This window comes from Pseudomonas marginalis (assembly GCF_008692035.1).
GTDB classification, from domain to species: Bacteria; Pseudomonadota; Gammaproteobacteria; order Pseudomonadales; family Pseudomonadaceae; genus Aquipseudomonas; species Aquipseudomonas marginalis.
Window position 1 is genome coordinate 1,366,794 of the sequence record NZ_VTFG01000002.1, and the last position, 20,897, is coordinate 1,387,690.

At 59.9% G+C, this 20,897-nt stretch carries 19 protein-coding genes; 4 read left to right on the plus strand and 15 right to left on the minus strand.

What is annotated here, in order from left to right; translation table 11 throughout:
* Positions 1 to 27: 27 nt before the first annotated feature.
* From garD to kdgD, 4 genes are all read right to left on the minus strand, one after another.
* Positions 28 to 1,581 (minus strand): galactarate dehydratase, encoded by a 1,554-nt coding sequence (gene garD, locus FX984_RS26530; RefSeq protein ID WP_146476077.1) that lies wholly within the window; start codon positions 1,579 to 1,581, stop codon positions 28 to 30.
* A gap of 11 nt (positions 1,582 to 1,592) precedes the next feature.
* Positions 1,593 to 2,957 (minus strand): MFS transporter, encoded by a 1,365-nt coding sequence (locus tag FX984_RS26535; protein WP_027604835.1) that lies wholly within the window; start codon positions 2,955 to 2,957, stop codon positions 1,593 to 1,595.
* A 98-nt stretch (positions 2,958 to 3,055) separates the two neighbouring features.
* Positions 3,056 to 4,501 (minus strand): aldehyde dehydrogenase family protein, encoded by a 1,446-nt coding sequence (locus tag FX984_RS26540; RefSeq protein ID WP_027604836.1) that lies wholly within the window; start codon positions 4,499 to 4,501, stop codon positions 3,056 to 3,058.
* Positions 4,502 to 4,555: 54 nt separating this feature from the next.
* The gene (gene kdgD / locus FX984_RS26545; protein WP_027604837.1) at positions 4,556 to 5,467 is read right to left on the minus strand and encodes a 5-dehydro-4-deoxyglucarate dehydratase; all 912 of its coding nucleotides are present in this window, start codon (positions 5,465 to 5,467) and stop codon (positions 4,556 to 4,558) included.
* A 242-nt stretch (positions 5,468 to 5,709) separates the two neighbouring features.
* Between kdgD and FX984_RS26550 the strand changes: the two genes are divergently transcribed.
* Positions 5,710 to 6,864 carry a phospholipase gene (locus tag FX984_RS26550; RefSeq protein ID WP_146476053.1) on the plus strand — a complete coding sequence of 385 codons (1,155 nt, stop codon included), beginning with the start codon at positions 5,710 to 5,712 and terminating at the stop codon, positions 6,862 to 6,864.
* Positions 6,865 to 7,049: 185 nt separating this feature from the next.
* Here FX984_RS26550 and FX984_RS26555 read toward each other — a convergent pair whose 3' ends face one another.
* Entirely contained in the window at positions 7,050 to 7,796 is a 747-nt protein-coding gene (locus FX984_RS26555; RefSeq protein ID WP_027604839.1) for a FadR/GntR family transcriptional regulator, read from the minus strand.
* Between the two features lie 278 nt (positions 7,797 to 8,074).
* On the opposite strand from FX984_RS26555, the gene FX984_RS26560 reads away from it, so the two are divergent.
* Positions 8,075 to 9,664: a glucan 1,4-alpha-maltotetraohydrolase domain-containing protein gene (locus tag FX984_RS26560; RefSeq protein ID WP_146476055.1), complete on the plus strand. Its 1,590-nt coding sequence runs from the start codon at positions 8,075 to 8,077 to the stop codon at positions 9,662 to 9,664.
* 61 nt (positions 9,665 to 9,725) lie between these two features.
* On the opposite strand, the gene FX984_RS26565 is transcribed toward FX984_RS26560, so the two are convergent.
* The 7 genes from FX984_RS26565 to rplM form a co-directional block, all read right to left on the minus strand.
* Positions 9,726 to 10,145: a ClpXP protease specificity-enhancing factor gene (locus tag FX984_RS26565; RefSeq protein ID WP_027604840.1), complete on the minus strand. Its 420-nt coding sequence runs from the start codon at positions 10,143 to 10,145 to the stop codon at positions 9,726 to 9,728.
* A gap of 17 nt (positions 10,146 to 10,162) precedes the next feature.
* The gene (locus FX984_RS26570; protein WP_027604841.1) at positions 10,163 to 10,780 is read right to left on the minus strand and encodes a glutathione S-transferase N-terminal domain-containing protein; all 618 of its coding nucleotides are present in this window, start codon (positions 10,778 to 10,780) and stop codon (positions 10,163 to 10,165) included.
* Between the two features lie 148 nt (positions 10,781 to 10,928).
* Positions 10,929 to 11,708: a cytochrome c1 gene (locus FX984_RS26575; protein WP_027604842.1), complete on the minus strand. Its 780-nt coding sequence runs from the start codon at positions 11,706 to 11,708 to the stop codon at positions 10,929 to 10,931.
* Positions 11,708 to 12,919: a cytochrome b gene (locus FX984_RS26580; protein ID WP_003171746.1), complete on the minus strand. Its 1,212-nt coding sequence runs from the start codon at positions 12,917 to 12,919 to the stop codon at positions 11,708 to 11,710. The genes FX984_RS26575 and FX984_RS26580 overlap by 1 nt, the downstream gene beginning before the upstream one ends.
* Positions 12,919 to 13,512, minus strand: a complete 594-nt coding sequence (gene petA / locus FX984_RS26585) for a ubiquinol-cytochrome c reductase iron-sulfur subunit (protein WP_027604843.1) — start codon at positions 13,510 to 13,512, stop codon at positions 12,919 to 12,921. Before petA ends, FX984_RS26580 begins: the two co-directional genes overlap by 1 nt.
* Positions 13,513 to 13,778: 266 nt before the next feature.
* Positions 13,779 to 14,171: a 30S ribosomal protein S9 gene (gene rpsI, locus FX984_RS26590; protein ID WP_003171743.1), complete on the minus strand. Its 393-nt coding sequence runs from the start codon at positions 14,169 to 14,171 to the stop codon at positions 13,779 to 13,781.
* A gap of 14 nt (positions 14,172 to 14,185) precedes the next feature.
* Positions 14,186 to 14,614 (minus strand): 50S ribosomal protein L13, encoded by a 429-nt coding sequence (rplM, locus tag FX984_RS26595; RefSeq protein WP_003171742.1) that lies wholly within the window; start codon positions 14,612 to 14,614, stop codon positions 14,186 to 14,188.
* A gap of 248 nt (positions 14,615 to 14,862) precedes the next feature.
* Here rplM and FX984_RS26600 point away from each other — a divergent pair, with 248 nt between their 5' ends.
* Positions 14,863 to 15,903, plus strand: coding sequence for an NADP(H)-dependent aldo-keto reductase (locus FX984_RS26600; protein ID WP_027604844.1), 1,041 nt, complete (start codon positions 14,863 to 14,865; stop codon positions 15,901 to 15,903).
* 60 nt (positions 15,904 to 15,963) lie between these two features.
* Here the strand turns inward: FX984_RS26600 and FX984_RS26605 are convergent, their stop codons facing one another.
* Positions 15,964 to 17,100 carry an acyl-CoA dehydrogenase family protein gene (locus tag FX984_RS26605; RefSeq protein WP_027604845.1) on the minus strand — a complete coding sequence of 379 codons (1,137 nt, stop codon included), beginning with the start codon at positions 17,098 to 17,100 and terminating at the stop codon, positions 15,964 to 15,966.
* A 220-nt stretch (positions 17,101 to 17,320) separates the two neighbouring features.
* Here FX984_RS26605 and FX984_RS26610 point away from each other — a divergent pair, with 220 nt between their 5' ends.
* On the plus strand, positions 17,321 to 18,241 hold the full coding sequence (locus tag FX984_RS26610) for a GlxA family transcriptional regulator (protein ID WP_169899207.1): 921 nt from the start codon (positions 17,321 to 17,323) through the stop codon (positions 18,239 to 18,241).
* A 111-nt stretch (positions 18,242 to 18,352) separates the two neighbouring features.
* On the opposite strand, the gene zapE is transcribed toward FX984_RS26610, so the two are convergent.
* Together zapE and FX984_RS26620 are read right to left on the minus strand one after the other, a co-directional pair.
* Complete coding sequence (zapE, locus tag FX984_RS26615) at positions 18,353 to 19,447, minus strand: cell division protein ZapE (protein WP_146476057.1); 1,095 nt, start codon at positions 19,445 to 19,447, stop codon at positions 18,353 to 18,355.
* A gap of 79 nt (positions 19,448 to 19,526) precedes the next feature.
* Positions 19,527 to 20,882: a tryptophan--tRNA ligase gene (locus FX984_RS26620; RefSeq protein WP_146476059.1), complete on the minus strand. Its 1,356-nt coding sequence runs from the start codon at positions 20,880 to 20,882 to the stop codon at positions 19,527 to 19,529.
* Positions 20,883 to 20,897: the final 15 nt, after the last annotated feature.

The following is a 20,897-nucleotide window of genomic DNA, read 5'->3' on the forward strand; positions in this document are numbered from 1 at the left end:
TTGCCCCCGATGGCAGGCGACGCGGTCTCAGGTAATCGGCGCCGGGTTGAACAAGGTGATGTCGTTATGCAGCTTGTGATGCTCCGCCCAGGTCTGCTTCTTACCGCTGGCCACGTCCAGGTAGAAGTGGAACAACTCCCAGCCCAACTCCTCGATGGTCGCGCGCCCGGTGGCAATGCGCCCGGCGTCGATATCGATGAGGTCCGGCCAGCGCTGCGCCAGCTCCGTACGTGTCGAGACCTTCACCACCGGCGCCATCGCCAGCCCGTAAGGGGTGCCACGCCCGGTGGTGAACACATGCAGGTTCATCCCCGCCGCCAGTTGCAGGGTACCGCAGACAAAGTCACTGGCCGGCGTGGCGCAAAAGATCAGGCCCTTGCTTTTGAAGCGCTCGCCAGGGCCCAGCACGCCGTTGATCGCACTGCTGCCGGACTTGACGATGGAGCCCAGGGACTTCTCGACAATGTTCGACAGCCCGCCCTTCTTGTTGCCTGGCGTGGTGTTGGCGCTGCGATCGGCCTCACCCTTGGCCAGGTAGCGGTCGTACCAGTCCATTTCCCTGACCAACTCTTCGGCAACTTCCTTCGTCTCTGCGCGCGAAGTCAGCAGGTAAATGGCATCCCGCACTTCGGTGACTTCGGAAAACATCACCGTTGCCCCGGCCCGCAGCAACAGATCCGAGGCATAGCCCAGCGCCGGGTTGGCGGTGATGCCGGAAAACGCATCACTGCCGCCGCACTGCATGCCCAGGATCAACTCGGACGCCGGCACGGTTTCCCGGCGACGCTGGTCGAGCTTCTTCAGGCGCACTTCGGCCAGGTCCATGATCTGTTCGATCATTTCGGTAAAGCCGTGGCTGGAATCCTGCAACCGATACAGCCACGGCTCGCTGAGGTCGACGGAGCTGTCGTTGTCATGCATCACCTGCCCGGCCTGCAATTTCTCGCAGCCCAGGCTGATCACCAGGGCTTCGCCGCCCAGGTTCGGGTTGCGCGCCAGGTTACGCACGGTACGGATCGGGATGTAGGCATCCGTCGCGGTGATCGCCACCCCGCAGCCGTAGCTGTGGGTCAGCGCCACCACGTCATCGACGTGGGGGTACTTGGGCAGCAATTCGTCCTTGATGCGCTTGACCGCATGATCCAGCACGCCCGTCACGCACTGCACCGTGGTGGTGATGCCGAGGATATTGCGCGTGCCCACGGTACCGTCGGCGTTGCGATAGCCCTCGAAGGTAAACCCCTCCAACGGTGCCTGGGTTTCAGGCACCTCGGTGGACAGCGGCAAGCTGTCCAGCGGTGGCGCGGTGGGCATGCGCAGTTGATCTTCCTGGACCCAACTGCCGCGCGGAATCGGCGCCAGGGCGTAACCGATGGTCTGTCCGTAGCGAATAATCTGACCGCCTTCAGGGATGTCTTCCAGGGTCACTTTGTGGCTCTGGGGGATGAAATCCACGGTCACCAGGCCGTCCGGGAACTCGGTCCCGGCCGGTACGCCCTGGTCGTTGACCACGATCACTACGTTGTCGCGCTCGTGCAGGCGGATGGAGCGCGGCGAGTCGGCATGTTCAATCAACTGCATCACGGGGCCTCTCAGGAATGCGCTTCGGTTAGGTTGGTCAACTCAGGCCCCTTGCTTGGCGGCTCTTTGAGTACTACACGCTTGATCGGGCCGACGATGACCAGATAGCTGAACACCGCCACCAGCGCGTTGGCGCCGACAAACACCAGGGCCCACTTGAACGAGCCGGTGGTGCTGATGATGTAGCCGATGACAATCGGCGTGGTGATCGACGCGAGGTTACCGAAGGTGTTGAACAAGCCGCCACTGAGACCGGCGATTTGTTTCGGCGAGGTGTCGGACACCACCGCCCAGCCCAATGCGCCAACACCCTTGCCGAAGAAAGCCAAGGCCATGAAGCCCACCACCATCCATTCAACGTCTACATAGTTGCACGCGATGATGCTGCTGGAGACCAGCAGGCCGGCAATGATCGGCGCCTTGCGGGCGAACGTCAGCGAATGGCCTTTGCGCAGCAGGTAGTCGGAAATCACCCCGCCCAGCACGCCACCGATAAACCCGCAGATCGCCGGCAACGAGGCGATGAAACCGGCCTTGAGGATGGTCATGCCGCGGTCCTGCACCAGGTAAACCGGGAACCAGGTCAGGAAGAAGTAGGTGATGCCGTTGATGCAGTACTGGCCCAAGTACACGCCAAGCATCATGCGGTTGGTCAGCAACTGACGGATGTAATCCCACTTCGGACCGTCGGTTTTCTTACCCTTGCCCTTGTCCTGGTCCATATCGACCATCGCGCCATTGGCGGCGATGTGATTGAGCTCGGCTTCGTTGATCATCGGGTGCTGGCGCGGGCTGTGGATAACTTTCAGCCAGATCAGCGAGAACACGATGCCGATCACGCCCATCACGATAAACACGTGCTGCCAGCCGAAGCGGTAGACGATCCAGCCCATCAACGGCGCGAACAACACCGTGGCGAAGTACTGCGCCGAGTTGAAGATCGCCGAGGCCGTACCGCGCTCGGCGGTCGGGAACCAGGCGGCAACAATCCGCGCGTTGCCCGGGAAGGACGGCGCCTCGGCCAGGCCCACCATGAAGCGCAGCATGAACAGCGCAACCACTGCGGTGGAGACACCGAACTCACCGACGTAGCCTTGCAGCACGGTGAACAGTGACCAGGTGAAGATGCTCAGGGCGTAGACTTTTTTCGAGCCGAATCGGTCCAGCAGCCAGCCACCGGGGATTTGCCCGGCCACGTAGGCCCAACCGAATGCGGAGAAGATATAACCGAGGGTGACCGCGTCGATGCCGAGGTCTTTTTGCAGGCTGGAGCCCGCGATTGCGATGGTGGCCCGGTCGGCGTAGTTGATCGTGGTCACCAGGAACAGCATGAGCAGGATCAAATAGCGGACATGGGTCGGCTTGGTCGCTTGCATGTAGAAGTACTCCCACTAATTATTTTTTTTGCGGGTAATGGTTTTCTGTTTTTGTCGTGGGGACCGGCAGGCCTCCGGCCCCCACTGGGTGTTGCGTATTACGAACCGATGTAGCTGGTTTTCACCACGGTGTAGAACTCCTGCGCATAGCGACCCTGCTCCCGCGAGCCATAGGACGAGCCTTTACGGCCACCGAATGGAACGTGGTAATCCACACCTGCGGTCGGCAGGTTGACCATCACCATCCCCGCCTGGGAGTGGCGCTTGAAGTGGTTGGCGTACTTCAACGACGTGGTGGCAATGCCCGCCGACAAACCGAACTCGGTGTCGTTGGCCATGGCCAGTGCCGCCTCGTAGTCCGCCACGCGCACGACGTTGGCGACCGGGCCGAAGATCTCTTCACGGCTGATACGCATGGCGGCTTCGCTGTCGGCAAACAGCGTCGGCGCCAGGTAGTAGCCTTCGGTGTCGCAGGTGACCAGGCCGCCACCGCTCACCAGCCGCGCACCTTCGCTTTGGCCGATGTCGATGTACTTCATGTCCTGGTCCAGTTGGGCCTGGGAAACCACCGGGCCGATGTCGGTGCCGCTTTTGAGCGCGTGGCCGACCTTGATCGACTTCATGCGCTCGGCCATGGCCGCGACGAACTGGTCGTGGATACCGGCGGTGACGATCAGGCGGCTGGACGCCGTGCAACGCTGGCCGGTGGAGTAGAACGCGCTCTGTACCGACAGCTCGACGGCCTGCTTGAGGTCGGCGTCGTCGAGAATGATCTGCGGGTTCTTGCCGCCCATTTCCAACTGCACTTTGGCTTGGCGCGATACGCAGCTGACAGCGATCTGGCGACCCACACCGACGGAACCGGTGAAGCTGATGCCGTCGACTTTCGGGCTGTTGACCAGCACATCGCCCACCACACGGCCGCTGCCCATTACCAGGTTGAACACACCGGCAGGGAAACCGGCGCGGGAGATGATCTCCGCCAGGGCCCAGGCGCAGCCCGGTACCAGTTCAGCCGGCTTGATCACCACGCAGTTGCCGTAGGCCAGGGCCGGGGCGATTTTCCAGGCGGGAATCGCGATCGGAAAGTTCCACGGGGTGATCAGGCCGACCACGCCAAGGGCTTCACGGGTGACTTCCACATTGACGCCCGGGCGTACCGACGGCACGTAGTCGCCGGACAACCGCAGGCACTCACCGGCGAAGAACTTGAAGATGTTACCGGCGCGGGTCACTTCGCCGATGGCTTCCGGCAGGGTCTTGCCTTCTTCACGGGCCAACAGGGTGCCGAGTTCTTCGCGACGGGCGAGGATTTCACTGCCGACTTTATCCAGGGCATCGTGGCGAGCCTGGATCCCGGAAGTGGACCAGGCCGGGAATGCGGCGCGGGCGGCGTCGATGGCGGCGTTGACCTGGGTGACGTCGGCCTTGGCGTATTCACCAATGACATCGGACAACTCCGACGGGTTGAGGTTGACGCAGTAGTCGGCGCCGGCAACCCATTCACCGTTGATGTAGTTCTCAAAACGCTTTACTTGGGACACGAATCTTCTCCTGACGCAAAAGGCCGCTGATTGCTCAGCGGCCTTGTGGATAATTTATTGCGGACCTTGCTTGTCGATCAGCGCGGCCAGGGCTTCGTATTCTTCCGGCAGCAGATCGGTCAGCGGCGTGCGCACAGGGCCTGCGTCATAGCCGACGATTTTTGCACCCGCCTTGACGATGCTCACGGCATAACCGGCCTTGCGGTTACGGATGTCCAGGTACGGCAGGAAGAAGTCGTCGATGATCTTGGCGACGGTGGCGTGATCGTCCTTGGCAATGGCGTGGTAGAAATCCATCGCGGTCTTCGGGATGAAGTTGAACACCGCCGAGGAGTACACCGGTACGCCCAGGGCCTTGTAGGCAGCGGCGTAGACCTCCGCGGTCGGCAGGCCGCCGAGGTAGCTGAAACGATCACCCAGACGGCGGCGGATCGACACCATCAACTCGATGTCACCCAGGCCATCCTTGTAGCCGATCAGGTTCGGGCAGCGCTCGGCCAGGCGTTCCAGCAGCGGAGCGGTCAGGCGGCACACGTTGCGGTTGTAGACCACCACACCGATCTTGACTGATTTGCACACCGCTTCAACGTGGGCGGCGACCCCGTCCTGGCTGGCTTCGGTGAGGTAATGCGGCAGCAGCAGCAGGCCTTTGGCGCCCAGGCGCTCGGCTTCTTGCGCGTACTCGATGGCCTGGCGGGTCGAACCACCGACACCGGCGAGGATCGGCACGCTGGTGGCGCAGGTATCCACGGCGGTCTTGATCACTTGGGAATATTCGCTGGCGGCGAGGGAGAAAAACTCACCAGTGCCGCCCGCTGCGAACAAAGCAGTGGCGCCGTAAGGGGCCAGCCATTCCAGGCGCTTGATGTAGCCCGCCTGGTGGAAGTCACCCTGGGCATTGAAATCGGTCACCGGGAAAGACAGCAGACCGTGGGAGAGGATGGACTTCAGTTCTTGTGGATTCATTATTCGAACACCCTGGGCGAAGACTTTCTATTGAAAGGTTGTTGGTTTTGTTGATGTCGTACGTCATCGTACAACTATAAATAATTTCGTCAACTGCAATTCATCGGCGTTGTGCACTTGAGGGCGTTGAAAGGCTTGGGCAGCGCTGTTCTTGACGTAGGAAATTATTCCTCTATGCTCTGCATTGCTGTATATACATACAGCATTCAAGGAAGATTCCTACGACATAGCAAGGAGCTAACATGTCAGGTCCTGAACTCGCAGCACCCGCAAAAAAACCGCCTACCCTGCGCTTCGAAGCCGGTGAACACACCGCCATCGGCGACGATACGCTGTTGCGCTTCAGCAAGGACGCCCCGGCAATCCCCGCGCGGCAAGTCGAACTGCACCTGCCCAACGGGCTGGCACTCACCTACGGCCAAGTGATCGCCCTGGGCGGTGATTTTTATGGCATCCCCGGCCAGCCCATCAACGAAGGCACCTCACCTGCCGATCGTATGCAGCGTTTCAGCGCCGCGTTCAACTCACTGGCCGTGCTGCCGGCCTCGCGGGACGAAGCGCCGAAGATCCTGGCGGTGATGCAAAAAGAGATCAACGCGGTCAACCAGGCGATCAAGGACGGCAAGCAAGCCCATGAAGCCTATGATGCTCTGGGTGATACGTTGTCCGAGGAATGGAACCGCATCACCGGTGGCGGCAGCGCGGTGTCGGCACTGATCCCACTGGGGCGTTACCTGAAACTGGCGGCGGACAACGCCGACCACTTCGGCGAATGGGCGCTGGCGGCCTACCTGGCGGGGCATGCAGCCGCCTTGCAACAGGCCGTGGTGGCCCACCAGACCGGTACCGATCAGGCATTGGAGCTGGCCTACGCCATGAACGGCTTTGCCGATCACTTCTTGACCGATCTATTTTCTGCCGGCCACCTGCGCGTGCCGCGCAAACAGCTGGCGGCGGTCGTCACTCCGGGCGAACTGGGCTCGCTGATCAGCCGCTTCATGCACGATGAAGACAGCAAGTTCGGGCTCAAGGTGCGCAATGCCGTGGGTGACGAGTGGCATGCCTATGGCGACAAACGCTATTTCGACAGTATCGACGCAGCCAATCGGGCACAGGTCAAACGCGCCGTTCAGGCATCCGCTGATGAGATCTTCGAAACCTTCATCGATGGCGTTGCGCCCTCCCCGGCCAACTTCAAGGCACCGCTGTACGCCCCGGATTTGAACGCGGCACAGAACCCGGCGAATAACTTCTCGCCATTGTTCAAGATGGAGGGCGACAAGGTGCTACGACGCAAGGACGTGAATGACCTCAACGACAAGCACTGGACCAATGATTGGTGGGGGTGGAGTACGTATTTGTTGCTTAAGGATTACAAGCCGAATACCCCGGCTTGAGCGGTACCGCCTGTCGATACTGTGAGCTCTAACAGTTATGTACCGTTCATCAAGGGCGGATAACACACCTCAGGGGCTTAGGCATTGGCTCCTGAGGCGAACACTGGACTCGTTAGCGTCCTACATCCAATCAATGCAAACGTCATAGAAAAACGCTGGACAGCACATGAGCCACCTGCTGACGATCAGCCTGCCCTTTCAGCCTCTTCATGGGCATGGCGCAGCCGCTCACGGCTATTGGTCAGGTGCAAGCGCATCGCCGCCCGCGCCGCATCCGAATCCTGGCGGGCAATCGCCTCATAAATCTCTTCGTGTTCGCGGCTCAGGCGCCCCATGTAGTGCTGGTGGTCATCATGAGCCAGGCGTGCCGAGTTCAGGCGCGTACGCGGGATGATGCTGGTGCCCAGGTGGGTCATGATGTCGGTGAAGTAGCGGTTGCCGGTGGACAACGCAATTTCCAGGTGGAACGCGAAGTCCGAGGCCACCGCATCACCGGCGTGCGCCGCGCTTTCATTCAGGGCATCGAGGGCCGCGCGCATGGCGGCCAGCTGTTCATCGCTACGGCGCAGTGCGGCCAGCCCGGCGGATTCCACTTCCAGGCTGATACGCAGTTCGAGAATCGCCAGCACGTCACGCAAAGTGACTACCGTAGCCGGATCGATGCGAAAGCCGCTCGGGCTCGGCGTGTCGAGCACAAAGGTGCCGATACCATGACGGGTTTCCACCTGCCCCGCCGCCTGCAAGCGGGAGATGGCCTCGCGGACCACGGTGCGGCTGACGCCATGGGCGTCCATGATCGCCGATTCGGTGGGCAGCTTGTCGCCACGTTTGAGTTGACCATCACGGATCTGCTCGGACAGCACCGTGACCAATTCCTGGGCAAGGCTGCGGCGCTTGCGGGGAAGACGAGGGGCGGTGCTGGCGTTTTCCATGTGGAATCATCTATCTCGGCGGACTAAAACAGCATCATAGCCCATGGCGGTTGTACGATCACCGTTTGTACCGCACTTTCATGTACAAGCGGGCAGCTTTCAGCTCCGGCTGTATAGGGCTCCCGTGAAAAGGGGGTTCAAATTCGAACATAACGCGTGGCTACTTCACGCCTGGGTCTTAGTGCCAAACGTTCTCGCGCACCTGGCAATTATGACAGCAGACGGTTTTCCATCCCCGTAGCAGAGTAAAGCCTGTTCCAGCAAACAGGTGCCGGGTGATGAAACGCACAGGCTGGTATTGCACAACGATTGTCTGGCTGCTGGCATGCGCCGTCCACGCTGCACCGCCGAGCGTGCGCAATGGCGGTGGAGAAGACATCCTGCTGCAGGGTTTCCACTGGAACTCCAGCCGCAATGCCCCGCAGAAATGGTATGAGGTGCTGGCACAAATGGCCCCCACTATCGGCCAGGACGGCTTCACCAAAGTCTGGCTGCCGCCCGCCTGGAGCGATCAATCCAGTTGGAGCGACGCGACGTCGGGAACGTCGGGCGGCGGTGAAGGCTACTTCTGGAGCGACTTCGACAAGAACAGCCAGTACGGCAGCGACAGCCAGCTCAAACAGGCGGTCGCCGCCCTGGCAGGTGCCGGCGTGCAAGCGATATACGACGTGGTGCCCAACCATATGAACGACAAGCTGCCAAGTAAACAGATACGCTTTCCCAGGGGGCTCAAGCTGTGGCGCGATGACTGCACCGCCCCCGTCGCCTGTGATGAGGGCGATGCGTTCATGAGCGGTTCGGCCGACCTCAACACAAACAACTCGGAAGTCTCGCAGCGCTTCATGCAGGAATTCAGGAACCTGCGGGACAACTACAGCGCCAAAGGCTTGCGCTTCGATTTTGTGCGCGGCTACGCGCCGGAGCGGGTCGATGTGTGGATGAAAAACGTTGGTGACCAAGCGTTCTGCGTCGGCGAGTTGTGGAAAGGCCCCGGCGAGTATCCGGCGAACGACTGGCGCAGCCAGGCCAGTTGGCAGGATGCGTTGAAGGACTGGTCGGATCGGTCCCACTGCAGCGTGTTCGATTTCGCCCTCAAGGAGCGCATGCAAAATGGCAGCTTGGCCGAGTGGCGTCATGGCTTGAATGGCAATCCCGAACCGGCATGGCGGCAGGTCGCGGTGACCTTTGTCGACAACCACGACACCGGTTATTCGCCAGGGCAATACGGCGGGCAGCATCATTGGCCCCTTGCCGACCCGCAACGCAATATCGCCTATGCCTATATCCTGCTGAGCCCGGGTACGCCGACTGTGTATTGGCCCGACATGTACGACTGGGGCCGGGGCGACCTGATCCGCGAGCTGATCAGCCTGCGCAAGGACGCCGGCATCAGGGCCGATTCACCCATCAGTTTCCAGACCCACTATTCCGGATTGGTGGCCGCCATCCAAGGCAGCCGCAAGCGCCTGCTGATCGCCTTGGACTCCGACCTTTCCAAGGTGCCTGACGGCTTCAGCCCTGCACTGTTTGCGGACGGGCAGCGCATCCGCTCGTGGCAGGCCGTCCCGGCACCTTCCGACACCACGACCACCCTGCACTGCGACAACGCCAGGCCGGAGCTCGGCCAGGCAGTCTACGCAGTGGGGTCGCCTATCGAACTCGGCGCCTGGGACCCGGCCCACGCTATCGCACTGCAATCCGGCGCATCCAATCGCTGGAGCGGCACTGTCGTGTGGCCCACACAGCAACACATCAAATGGAAATGCCTGATCCGCAGCCTGAGCAATGTCAACGAGGTCTACTGGCAAGGCGGCGTCGACAATCAGTTCACCACGGGGGCCGCCAGCGAAACAGCGGGGAGTTTTTGACAAAAAAATGCCCCGGCAGAGCCGAGGCATTTTTTAACGCAGGCCCGAAGACTTACGCACTTTACTTCACCACTTTCAGGCTCGGCCGACCGCTTGGACGCGGTGGCTCGGTATCCGGTGGCGGCACATCATCGCCATCTTCCTCTTCAATCACTTCGTCGTCCTCGAAAGGCGACTCCAGATCGAACACCATGCCTTGGCCGTTCTCCCGGGCATAGATGCCGAGGATAGCGCCAATCGGCACGAACAGCGTATGCGGCACACCACCGAAGCGCCCTTCGAAGCTGACCGCTTCATTGTCCATATGCAGGTGGCGCACGGCGCTGGGTGATACGTTCAACACAATCTGCCCGTCACTGGCAAAACCCTGCGGTACCTGAACCGCAGGAAATTCGGAATTGACCAGCATGTGCGGGGTGCAATCGTTATCCACAATCCACTCATAGAGCGCGCGGACCAGGTAAGGTCGACTGGAGTTCATCAACGGCTCCTTAAGCCTTAGCGCATATCGCGTTCGACACCAGACAGACTTGCCTGGAAAGCCTCACGCGCAAACTGGCGCTCCATGTAATCAAGCAACGGCTTGGCAGGCCGTGGCAGTTCAATGCCCAGAATCGGCAAGCGCCAGAGTATGGGTAATAGGCAGCAATCCACCAAGCTTTGTTCCTCGCTGAGGAAAAAAGGTTTATCGGCGAACAACGGCGAAACACCGGTCAGGCTCTCGCGCAATTCCTTGCGCGCCTGCACCCGAGCGGCTTCTTTGCTGCGGGTATCCAGGATCAAATCCACCAGCCCGCACCAATCTCGCTGGATCCGATGGATCAGCAGGCGGCTGTTGGCACGGGCCACCGGATACACCGGCAGCAAAGGCGGATGCGGGTAACGCTCATCCAGATATTCCATCACCACGGTTGACTCCCACAACGCCAGGTCACGATCGACCAGGGTGGGCAAGCTGCCGTAAGGGTTCACTTCGATCAGTTTCGGCGGATGACGACCCACCTCCACACTGATGATCTCGGCGCTGACACCCTTCTCTGCGAGTACGATGCGTACTCGGTGGGAATAGTGGTCGGCGGGGTCGGAGTAACAGGCCAACCGATTGGTCACGCCCATGGCGGTCCTCCTCGCTTGTTGAAATTATGGAAAGCTCAAAAACGAGCGCGCCCAGAAAGCATCTCTGCAGCCTCTGGAAAGTCCAGGTCGCTACGGGTTAGAGATGCCGCTGGGCGCGCAAGATTAACAGCAATTGCTTACGGTTGGATCAATGCACATCCTTCCAGTATTCGCGTTTAAGCAGATAAGCGAATACGAAGAAGAAAGCCAGGTACAGCAAGACATACGTCCCGATGCGCTGGTGTTGCAGTTTGACTGGGTTGGCCGAATAGGCCAGGAAGGTCACCAGATTCTTGACCTTCTCGTCAAACTGCTCGTCAGTCAACGAACCAGGGGTTTCTATCTTCAGTTGATCGCACGCTTCATGGGTCAAAGGCGTACCGGTCAACGGATCATATTGCTTCTTGCCGTCTTCGACGACCTGAACCTGCTTGCATCCTACCACTTGCTTGCCTTGCAGGCCGACCAGAACGTTAGGCATGCCGACGTTCGGGAACACACGGTTGTTCACGCCATAAGGGCGCGCCGGGTCCTCGTAGAAGGATTTCAGGTAGCCGTAGAGCCAGTCGGTGCCGCGTACACGTGCCACCAGAGTCAGGTCAGGCGGTGCTGCACCGAACCAGGTCTTGGCGTCGGCAGGCTTCATGCCGATATTCATGTGGTCGCCGATCTTGGCGCCGGTGAACACCAGCTTCTCCAGCATCATTTCATGGGGGATACCGAGGTCATCGGCCACCCGCTCGTAACGCTGGAACTTGGCGCTGTGGCAGCCCATGCAGTAGTTGGCGAACGTACGCGCGCCGTCTTGCATAGCCGCCTTGTCAGACACGTCGATATCGACTTTTTCCAGTTCCGGGCCGCCGTGCTCGGCAGCGAAGGACAGTAGCGGCAGCGCCGCAAGCATCAATGCAACGAATAATTTTTTCATCAGCCAGTCACCCTTTCCGGAACCGGTTTGGTCTTCTCGAGCCGGGTGTAGAACGGCATCAGAATGAAGTAGGCGAAGTACAGGAAGGTGCAGACCTGCGACAGCAGCGTACGCTCCGGGGTCGGCGCCAATACGCCCAACACGCCCAGAATCACGAATGCAATGCAGAACACCCACAGCCAGATTTTGCTCAGCCAGCCTTTGTAGCGCATGGACTTGACTGGGCTTCGGTCGAGCCACGGCAACACGAAAAGCACCGCAATGGCCGCGCCCATGGCGATGACGCCCATGAGTTTGTCGGGGATCGCCCGCAAGATCGCGTAGAACGGCGTGAAGTACCAGACCGGGGCAATGTGCTCAGGTGTCTTGAAGGCGTTCGCCTGTTCGAAGTTAGGCTTCTCGAGGAAATAACCACCCATCTCCGGGAAAAAGAACACGATCGAGCAGAACACGAAGAGGAACACGACCACGCCGACAATGTCTTTCACGGTGTAGTACGGGTGGAACGGGATGCCATCCAGCGGGATGCCGTTCTCGTCCTTGTGCTTCTTGATGTCCACGCCATCCGGGTTGTTGGAACCCACTTCGTGCAGCGCCAGGATGTGCAGCACCACAAGGCCCAGGATCACGATGGGCAGCGCCACGACATGCAGGGCGAAGAAGCGGTTCAGGGTGATACCGGAGATCAGGTAGTCACCGCGGATCCACTGGGTCAGGTCGTTGCCGATGACCGGGATCGCACCGAACAGCGAGATGATCACCTGGGCGCCCCAGTACGACATCTGGCCCCATGGCAGCAGGTAGCCCATGAAGGCTTCTGCCATCAGCGCCAGGTAGATCAGCATGCCGAACACCCACACCAGCTCGCGGGGCTTCTGGTACGAACCGTAGAGCAAACCACGGAACATGTGCAGGTAGACCACGATAAAGAACGCTGAAGCGCCGGTGGAGTGCAGCAGACGCAGGATCGAGCCGTACTCGACGTCACGCATGATGTATTCGACGGAAGCAAACGCCTCCTCCGCCGACGGGGTGTAGCTCATCGTCAGCCAGACACCGGTGACGATCTGGTTGACCAGCACCAGCAGTGCCAGGGAGCCAAAGAAGTAGAAGAAGTTGAAGTTCTTCGGGGCGTAATACTTGCTGAGATGGTCTTCCCACATTTTAGTAGCGGGGAAGCGTGCATCGACCCAATCCATGAACTTGCTCATCACGCGTTCTCCTTATCGAGGCCAATGACAATGAGGTCGTCAGTTTCGTAGGTATGCGGAGGCACGGGCAGGTTCAAGGGAGCGGGCTGGGACTTGTAGACGCGACCCGCCAGATCGTAGTGGGAGCCGTGGCAGGGGCAGAAATAACCACCGACCCAGTCTTTCCCCAGATCGACTGGGGCAACTTCCGGGCGGAAAGTGGGTGAGCATCCCAAGTGGGTACACAGGCCGACCAGCAGCAGAATCTCTGGCTTGATCGAACGTGCTTCGTTTTTGGCGTAGGCGGGTTGGTCGGATTTCTCAGATTTGGGGTCAGACAACTGGCCTTCGATCTTTTTCAGATTTCCCAGGATTTCCTCCGTACGACGAACAATGAATACCGGCTGGCCGCGCCACTCAGCAATCATCTGCTGGCCTGGTTCGATCTTGCTGATATTCACCTTCACCGGTGCACCTGCGGCTTTCGCCTTGGCACTGGGAAACCATGACCCCACGAACGGGACCGCAGCCCCCACCGCTCCTGCAGCACCCACCACGGATGTGGCTGCTACCAAGAAGCGACGCCGGCCTGCATTCACGCCGTCATTGCTCATTCAGTCCTCTCCCATCAGCTTTTTGGCCTGTTAAATCAGGCGTCTACTAAGTATTAAATCTGAACTTATAAAAATTTTGCCGAATGGTAATGAAAAGCCCCACGTCTGACAAGGGAATTGCCCGGGGCTCCGCCTCCAGGCCTTGTAGTATAGGGGGTCTACGGATGTGGCAAGTTGTCACGGTGAAAAATGTGCATAAATCGCAGGCAATAAAAAACGCCCAGCTCCGTAAGGAGGCTGGGCGTTTTTGTGGAACGTAAAGCGAATTAACGCTTCGAGTACTGCGGACGCTTACGCGCTTTACGCAGACCGACTTTCTTACGTTCAACTTCACGGGCATCACGAGTCACGAAGCCAGCTTTGCGCAGAGCGCCACGCAGGGTTTCGTCGTACTGCATCAGAGCGCGAGTGATACCGTGGCGGATTGCGCCAGCTTGACCACTTACACCGCCACCGATAACGGTGACGTAGATGTCGAACTTTTCAACAGTCTCGGTCAATTCCAGCGGCTGACGAACTACCATGCGGGCAGTTTCGCGACCGAAGAAGTTATCCAGAGTGCGGTTGTTGATCGAGATGTTACCAGTGCCCGGACGCAGGAAAACGCGTGCGGTTGCGGTTTTGCGACGGCCAGTGCCGTAATTTTGAGTCGCCGACATAATGAACTATTCCGTTAAAACTTCAGTTCTTGGGGCTGCTGAGCAGCATGAGGGTGTACAGCGCCCGCATAGACTTTCAGCTTGCGAAACATATCGCGACCCAGTGGGCCCTTCGGCAGCATGCCTTTGACCGCGATTTCGATCGGGGCTTCAGGCTTCTTGGAGATCAGGCCTTCAAAGTTGGAAGACTTGATACCGCCTGGGAAACCGGAGTGACGGTAGTACATTTTGTCTTGCGCTTTGTTGCCGGTAACACGTACCTGCTCAGCGTTGATGATCACGATGTAGTCACCGGTGTCAACGTGAGGGGTGTACTCAGGCTTGTGCTTGCCACGCAGACGGCTGGCGACTTCAGTGGCCAGACGACCCAGGGTCTGACCAGCGGCGTCGACGACAAACCAGTCGCGCTGAACTGTTTCCGGTTTTGCAGTAAAAGTTGTCATTCTTTAATAGCCTCAGGGGCCGCCCTGTAAATTAGACGGCGGATCTTACTGAATAGTGCTTACTTTGACAAGTCAAAGGCAGCCGGATACAGACGCTATCGGGGGCTCGGGTCGGCGCGTCCGTTCAACGGCAAGATTCTTCGGCAGGCGGCGCATCACTTCCACTGCAGAAAGAGGTGGGCAATTATGCAGATTGCGAAAAAAAATTCAACCTGCTTTTATGATTGTTTTCCCTGAAGGAGTACCCGATGGATTATCGACAGCTGGGCCGAACGGATCTGAACGTGAGCGCGATAGCCCTGGGCACCATGACCTGGGGCGAGCAGAACAGCGAGGCAGAGGCCTTCGCGCAGATCGAACGGGCCAAGGCGGCGGGGATCAACTTCCTCGACACCGCAGAAATGTACCCGGTGCCGCCCAAGGCCGACACCTATGCCACCACCGAGCGTTACATCGGTAATTACTTCAAAAGCCGCGGCGACCGTGGCGACTGGATCCTCGCCAGCAAGATCGCCGGCCCCGGCAACACCATCGACTACATCCGCGACGGCCACCTGCGCCACAACCGCAAGCACATCGTCGAGGCACTGGACGCCAGCCTCAAGCGCCTGCAAACCGACTGGATCGACCTCTACCAGTTGCACTGGCCGGAGCGCAGCACCAACTTCTTCGGCCAACTGAGCTACAAGCACAAGGACGAAGACGACCTGACCCCGCTGGAGGAAACCCTCGAAGCCCTGGACGAGCAGGTCAAGGCCGGCAAGATCCGCCATATCGGCCTGTCCAATGAAACCCCGTGGGGCACCATGAAATTCCTGGCCCTGGCCGAAGCCCGTGGCTGGCCCCGCGCGGTATCGATCCAGAACCCCTACAACCTGCTCAACCGCAGCTTTGAAGTGGGCCTGGCCGAAGTGGCCATCCGTGAGCAATGCGGCCTGCTGGCTTACTCGCCCCTGGCGTTCGGCATGCTCAGCGGCAAGTACGAAGGTGGCGCACGCCCGGCCAAGGCGCGCCTGACCGAGTACAGCCGTTTCAGCCGCTACTTCAACCCGCAGTCGGAGGCGGCGTGCAGCCGTTACGTGGCACTGGCGCGGGAGCATGGCCTGGATCCGGCGCAGATGGCGTTGGCGTTTGTGACCCAACAACCGTTCGTGACCAGCAACATTATTGGCGCCACGAACCTGGAGCAACTGGACAGCAACATCGCCAGTGCTGATCTGAAACTGTCGAAAGAGGTGCTGGAAGGGATTGAGGCGATTCAGAAGGATCATCCGAATCCGGCGCCTTGATTGATCTGTAGACCGCTATCGGGGGCTTGCCCCCGATGACGCACTCAAGACCAGCAAAAATCAAAGCGCCCGCGCAATGATCTCCTTCATGATCTCGTTGGTCCCCGCATAAATCCGCTGCACCCGCGCATCCGCCCACGCCCGCGCAATCGGGTATTCCCACATGAAGCCGTAGCCGCCGTGCAACTGCACGCACTCATCCAGCACCTTGCATTGCAGGTCCGTGGCCCAGTACTTGGCCATCGCGGCAGTGGGCACATCCAGCTTGCCTTCCAGGTGCAGCGCCATGCATTTGTCGACGAATACGCGGCCGATCTGAATCTCCGTGGCCATCTCCGCCAGCTTGAAACGGGTGTTCTGGAAGTCGGCAATCGCCTTGCCGAACGCCTTGCGCTCACGGGTGTATTCCAGGGTCCACTGCAACGCCGCCTCGGCAGACGACAGCGCGCCAATCGCGACAGTCAGACGCTCCTGGGGCAATTCCTGCATCAGGTAGGCGAAGCCCATGCCGGCCTGGCCCAGCAGGTTTTCCTTGGGCACCCGCACGTCCTGGAAGAACAGCTCCGAGGTGTCCTGGGCCTTCATGCCGACCTTCTCCAGGCGCTTGCCCTTGGCGAAGCCGGGCGTATCAGCCTCCACCAGAAACAGGCTGGTGCCCTTGGCACCGGCCTTGGGATCGGTCTTGGCGACCACGATCACCAGCTCAGCCAGGAACCCGTTGGTGATAAAGGTCTTGGAGCCATTGATCACGTACTCATCACCGTCCAGCACGGCGGTGGTCTTGACCCCTTGCAAGTCGGACCCGGCACCCGGCTCGGTCATGGCGATGGCCGTGACTGTCTCGCCAGAGATCAACTTGGGCAGGTACTTGTGCTTCAGCGCTTCACTGCCGTAATGCAGGATGTAGGGCGCGACAATGTCCGAATGCAGGGAAAAGCCGATGCCAGTCAGGCCCAGGCGACTGATCTCTTCGATCACTACCGCGCTGTAGAGAAAGTCCGCGCCCAGGCCGCCGTACTCCTCCGGCAGATGGGAACACAACATCCCCGCCTCCCCCGCCTTGTTCCACAGGTTACGGTCGATGTAGCCCTGCTTCTCCCATTGCCCGTGAAACGGTGCAGCGTCTTTTTCAAGAAAGGTGCGCACGCTCTGGCGGAAGAGTTCGTGCTCCGGGCTGAACAAGGTTCTCGGAATCATGGGTCACCTGCGTGGATTGTCGGACAAGGAGGAACCCACAGAGCCTATGCCCCGATGGCGTCACAGGACACTGGACACATGCGACAAAAAATAAGACGATCCAGCCGTCTGGTGACCACTTTCCCCTATAAGAATAAATGAAATTATGTCTAACCAAATCTCCACGCCGTTGCGGCGCGTCAGCATTTTGGCCATTGATCGGGTATTCGCTTCAACCCTGATGCAAGCCAAGGATTTCTTCCATCTCGCCAGCCTGCGTTATGGCAAACAACAAGGCCTGGGCCTGACCCCAGCGTTCGAAACACGCCTGGTGAGCCCCGACGGAAAATCGGTGCGCAGTTTCAGTGACGTGATCATGCCGGTGGACGGCGGCCTGGAAGACGCCGACATCATCGTGCTACCGGCCTTCTGGGATGACTTCGATGCCCTGTGCGCGCGCTACCCGCAAGTGCTGCCGTGGCTGCGCGAACAGCATGCACGGGGCGCGGTACTCTGCGGCGAAGCCACCGGGGTGTTCTGGCTGGCCGAAGCCGGCCTGCTCGATGGCAAGGAGGCGACAACCTACTGGCGTTTCTTCAACGCGTTCGGCGAACGCTTCCCCAAGGTCCAGCTCAACCAGGACAAGCACCTCACCGACGCCGACAACCTGTATTGCGCCGGCGGCACCACCTCGGCGTGCGACCTGTATATCTACCTGATCGAACGCTTCTGCGGCGCCAACATCGCCCAGGCCGTGGCCCGCGACATCCTCTACGAAGTGCAGCGCAGCTACTCGCCGGGACGTATCGGTTTTGGCGGGCAGAAGCTGCATCAGGACGTGATCATCCTGCAGATCCAGCATTGGCTCGAGGAGCACTTCGCCGACAAATTCCGCTTCGAAGACGTCGCCCGGGAACACGGCATGAGCATCCGCAACTTCATGCGCCGCTTCCAGACCGCCACCGGCGACAAGCCGCTGCACTACCTGCAACGGCTGCGTATCGAGACGGCCAAGGGCCTGCTCTCGGGCAGCCGCAAGAGCATCAAGACCATCAGTTATGAGGTGGGTTACGACGATGCGAGTTTCTTTGCGCGGTTGTTTCGCCAACACACCGAGTTATCGCCGAACCAATACCGCCAGCAATTCCAACAGGCTGCGTAAGCAAATGTGGGAGGGGGCTTGCTCCCGATAGCGGTGGATCAGTCAGTGCATCTGTTGCTGAAAGACCGCTATCGGGGGCAAGCCCCCTCCCACATTTGACCTACATCGGTCTCAGGGTTTGTGCCCGCGCGACAGGAACTCGTGGGACTGCATTTCGAGCAAGCGGCTCAATGTCCGTTGGAATTCGAAGTTCAAGCGCCCGCCGGTATACAAGTCCTTGAGTTCGACTTCCGCCGAGATGATCAACTTGACATTACGGTCGTAGAACTCGTCGACCATGTTGATAAACCGTCGGGCGATGTCGTCGGTGGTGACGCTCATCTGCTCCACGCCGCTGAGGATCACTGCGTGGAAGATCTTGCCCAGTTCGATGTAGTCGTTCTGGCTGCGTGGGCCGTCGCACAGTTGGCGGAATTCGAACCAGGCCACGTCATCGCAGGTACGCAGGGCGATGATTTCGCGGTTCTCGATCATCAGCTTGTCGTTTTCCACCGCCTGGGTGCATTCCGGCGTGAGGGCGCGGAAGCTTTTGCGCAGGCTTTCGTGCGCCGCTTCGTTCAGCGGAAAATGGAACAACTCCGCCTGTTCGAGGTGACGCAGACGGTAGTCGACGCCGCTGTCGACGTTGACGATCTCGGTGTTCTGCTTGATCAGCGCAATGGCCGGCAGGAAGCGCGCGCGTTGCAGGCCGTCCTTGTACAAGCCGTCGGGCACGATGTTCGAGGTGGCGACCAGGGTCACGCCGTTCTTGAACAACTCTTCCATCAGGGTGCCGAGGATCATGGCATCGGTGATATCGGAGACGAAGAATTCATCGAAGCAGATGACCCGCGCTTCATCGGAGAAACGCTTGGCGATGATGGTCAGCGGGTTTTTCTCACCCGGCAGGGTCTTCATCTCTTCGTGCACGCGCTTCATGAAGCGGTGGAAGTGTGTCCGTACCTTTTCCTTGAACGGCAGCGCTTCAAAGAATGTATCGACCAGGTAGGTCTTGCCCCGGCCCACGCCACCCCAGAAATACAGGCCCTTGACCGGCACTTGGTCTTTCTTGCCGAACAGCTTGCTGAGCATCCCCGGCTTGCTTTGCGAGGCCGCAACCAGGTCGTCGTACAGGCGCTGCAAATGACGCACCGCCGTTTCCTGGGCCGCGTCATGGAAGAATTCAGGGCGTTTCAGATCAGCTTGGTATCGTTCTAGGGGCGTCATAATTTCGTTAGCAAGGCAACAAAAACGGGCCGTCACTGTAACGACGGCCCTGGATAATGGCAATCAACCCTTGGTCGGGTTAATCCTCGATTGGGGTCAACGCAATGCGCAGGGCTGCAATGGCGGCATCACGGGATGCGGCATCGGCGAACTCGGCGCTGTCGGCGACTGCGGTACCGTCCAGCCATACGCTGAAGCTCAGGGCTTCGCTGCGTACGTCCAGCGCAGCGCCACTTTGCAGTTGCTTGGTGACTGCGCCGGCCGCCTTGCCATCGGCAAAGTTGCGCGACAGCAGCAATTGCTCGCCATCGGCGGCCAACAGGCGGAAGCGGAAGCTGCCGTCGTCTTCACGGAAGCTCACGAAACGCGCGGCTTTCGCGGCTTTCTTCTTGGTCGCGACCGGCGCCGCAGCCTGGTTGACGAACGAACGCAGGCCCACCGCTTCACGCAACTCGGCCAGGAATGGCGCGGCGACTGCACGGGCTTTCTTGGCGCCGACCAGCAACAGGTCTTCCATGTCCGACGGGCGCGACATCAACTGGTGGTAACGCTCGCGCGCTTCGCCCAGTTGGCTGTCCAGCAGTTGGAACAGACGACTCTTCGCCTCGCCCCAGCCCAGGCCTTGCAGCAGCTCGCCGCGGAACGCTTCTTCCTGGGCCTTGCTGGCAAACGCCTGGTAGAGGGTGAACAGGTGCGAGTTGTCCGGGTCCTTGGCTTCGCCGGGCGCGCGGGAGTCGGTAACGATCCGCGAGATGGCGTCTTTCATGTCCTTGGCGCTGGTGAACAACGGGATGGTGTTGTCGTAGCTCTTGGACATCTTGCGACCATCCAGGCCCGGCAAGGTGGCAACGCTTTCCTCGATCAACGCCTCGGGCATGGTGAAGAACTCTTTCCCGTTGCCGAACAGGTGGTTGAAGCGCTGGCCGATGTCGCGGGCCATTTCCACGTGCTGGATCTGGTCGCGGCCAACCGGCACCTTGTGCGCGTTGAACATCAGGATGTCCGCCGCCATCAGCACCGGGTAGCTGTACAGGCCCATGGTGATGCCCGCATCCGGGTCTTCGCCGGTCTCCACGTTCTTGTCCACCGAGGCCTTGTACGCATGGGCGCGGTTGAGCAGGCCCTTGGCGGCGACGCAGGTCAGCAGCCAAGTCAGCTCGGGGATTTCCGGGATGTCGGACTGACGATAGAAGGTCACCCGGTTCACATCCAGGCCACCGGCCAGCCAGGTCGCCGCGATTTCCATACGCGAACGCTGGATGCGCTGCGGGTCATCGCATTTGATCAGGGCGTGGTAGTCGGCCAGGAAGTAGAAGGAGTCGGCATTGGCATCCTGGCTGGCCAGGATCGCCGGGCGGATCGCACCGGCGTAGTTGCCCAGGTGCGGCGTGCCGGTGGTGGTGATGCCGGTGAGGATACGGGTACGAGTCGTCATGGGTAATCGCTTATC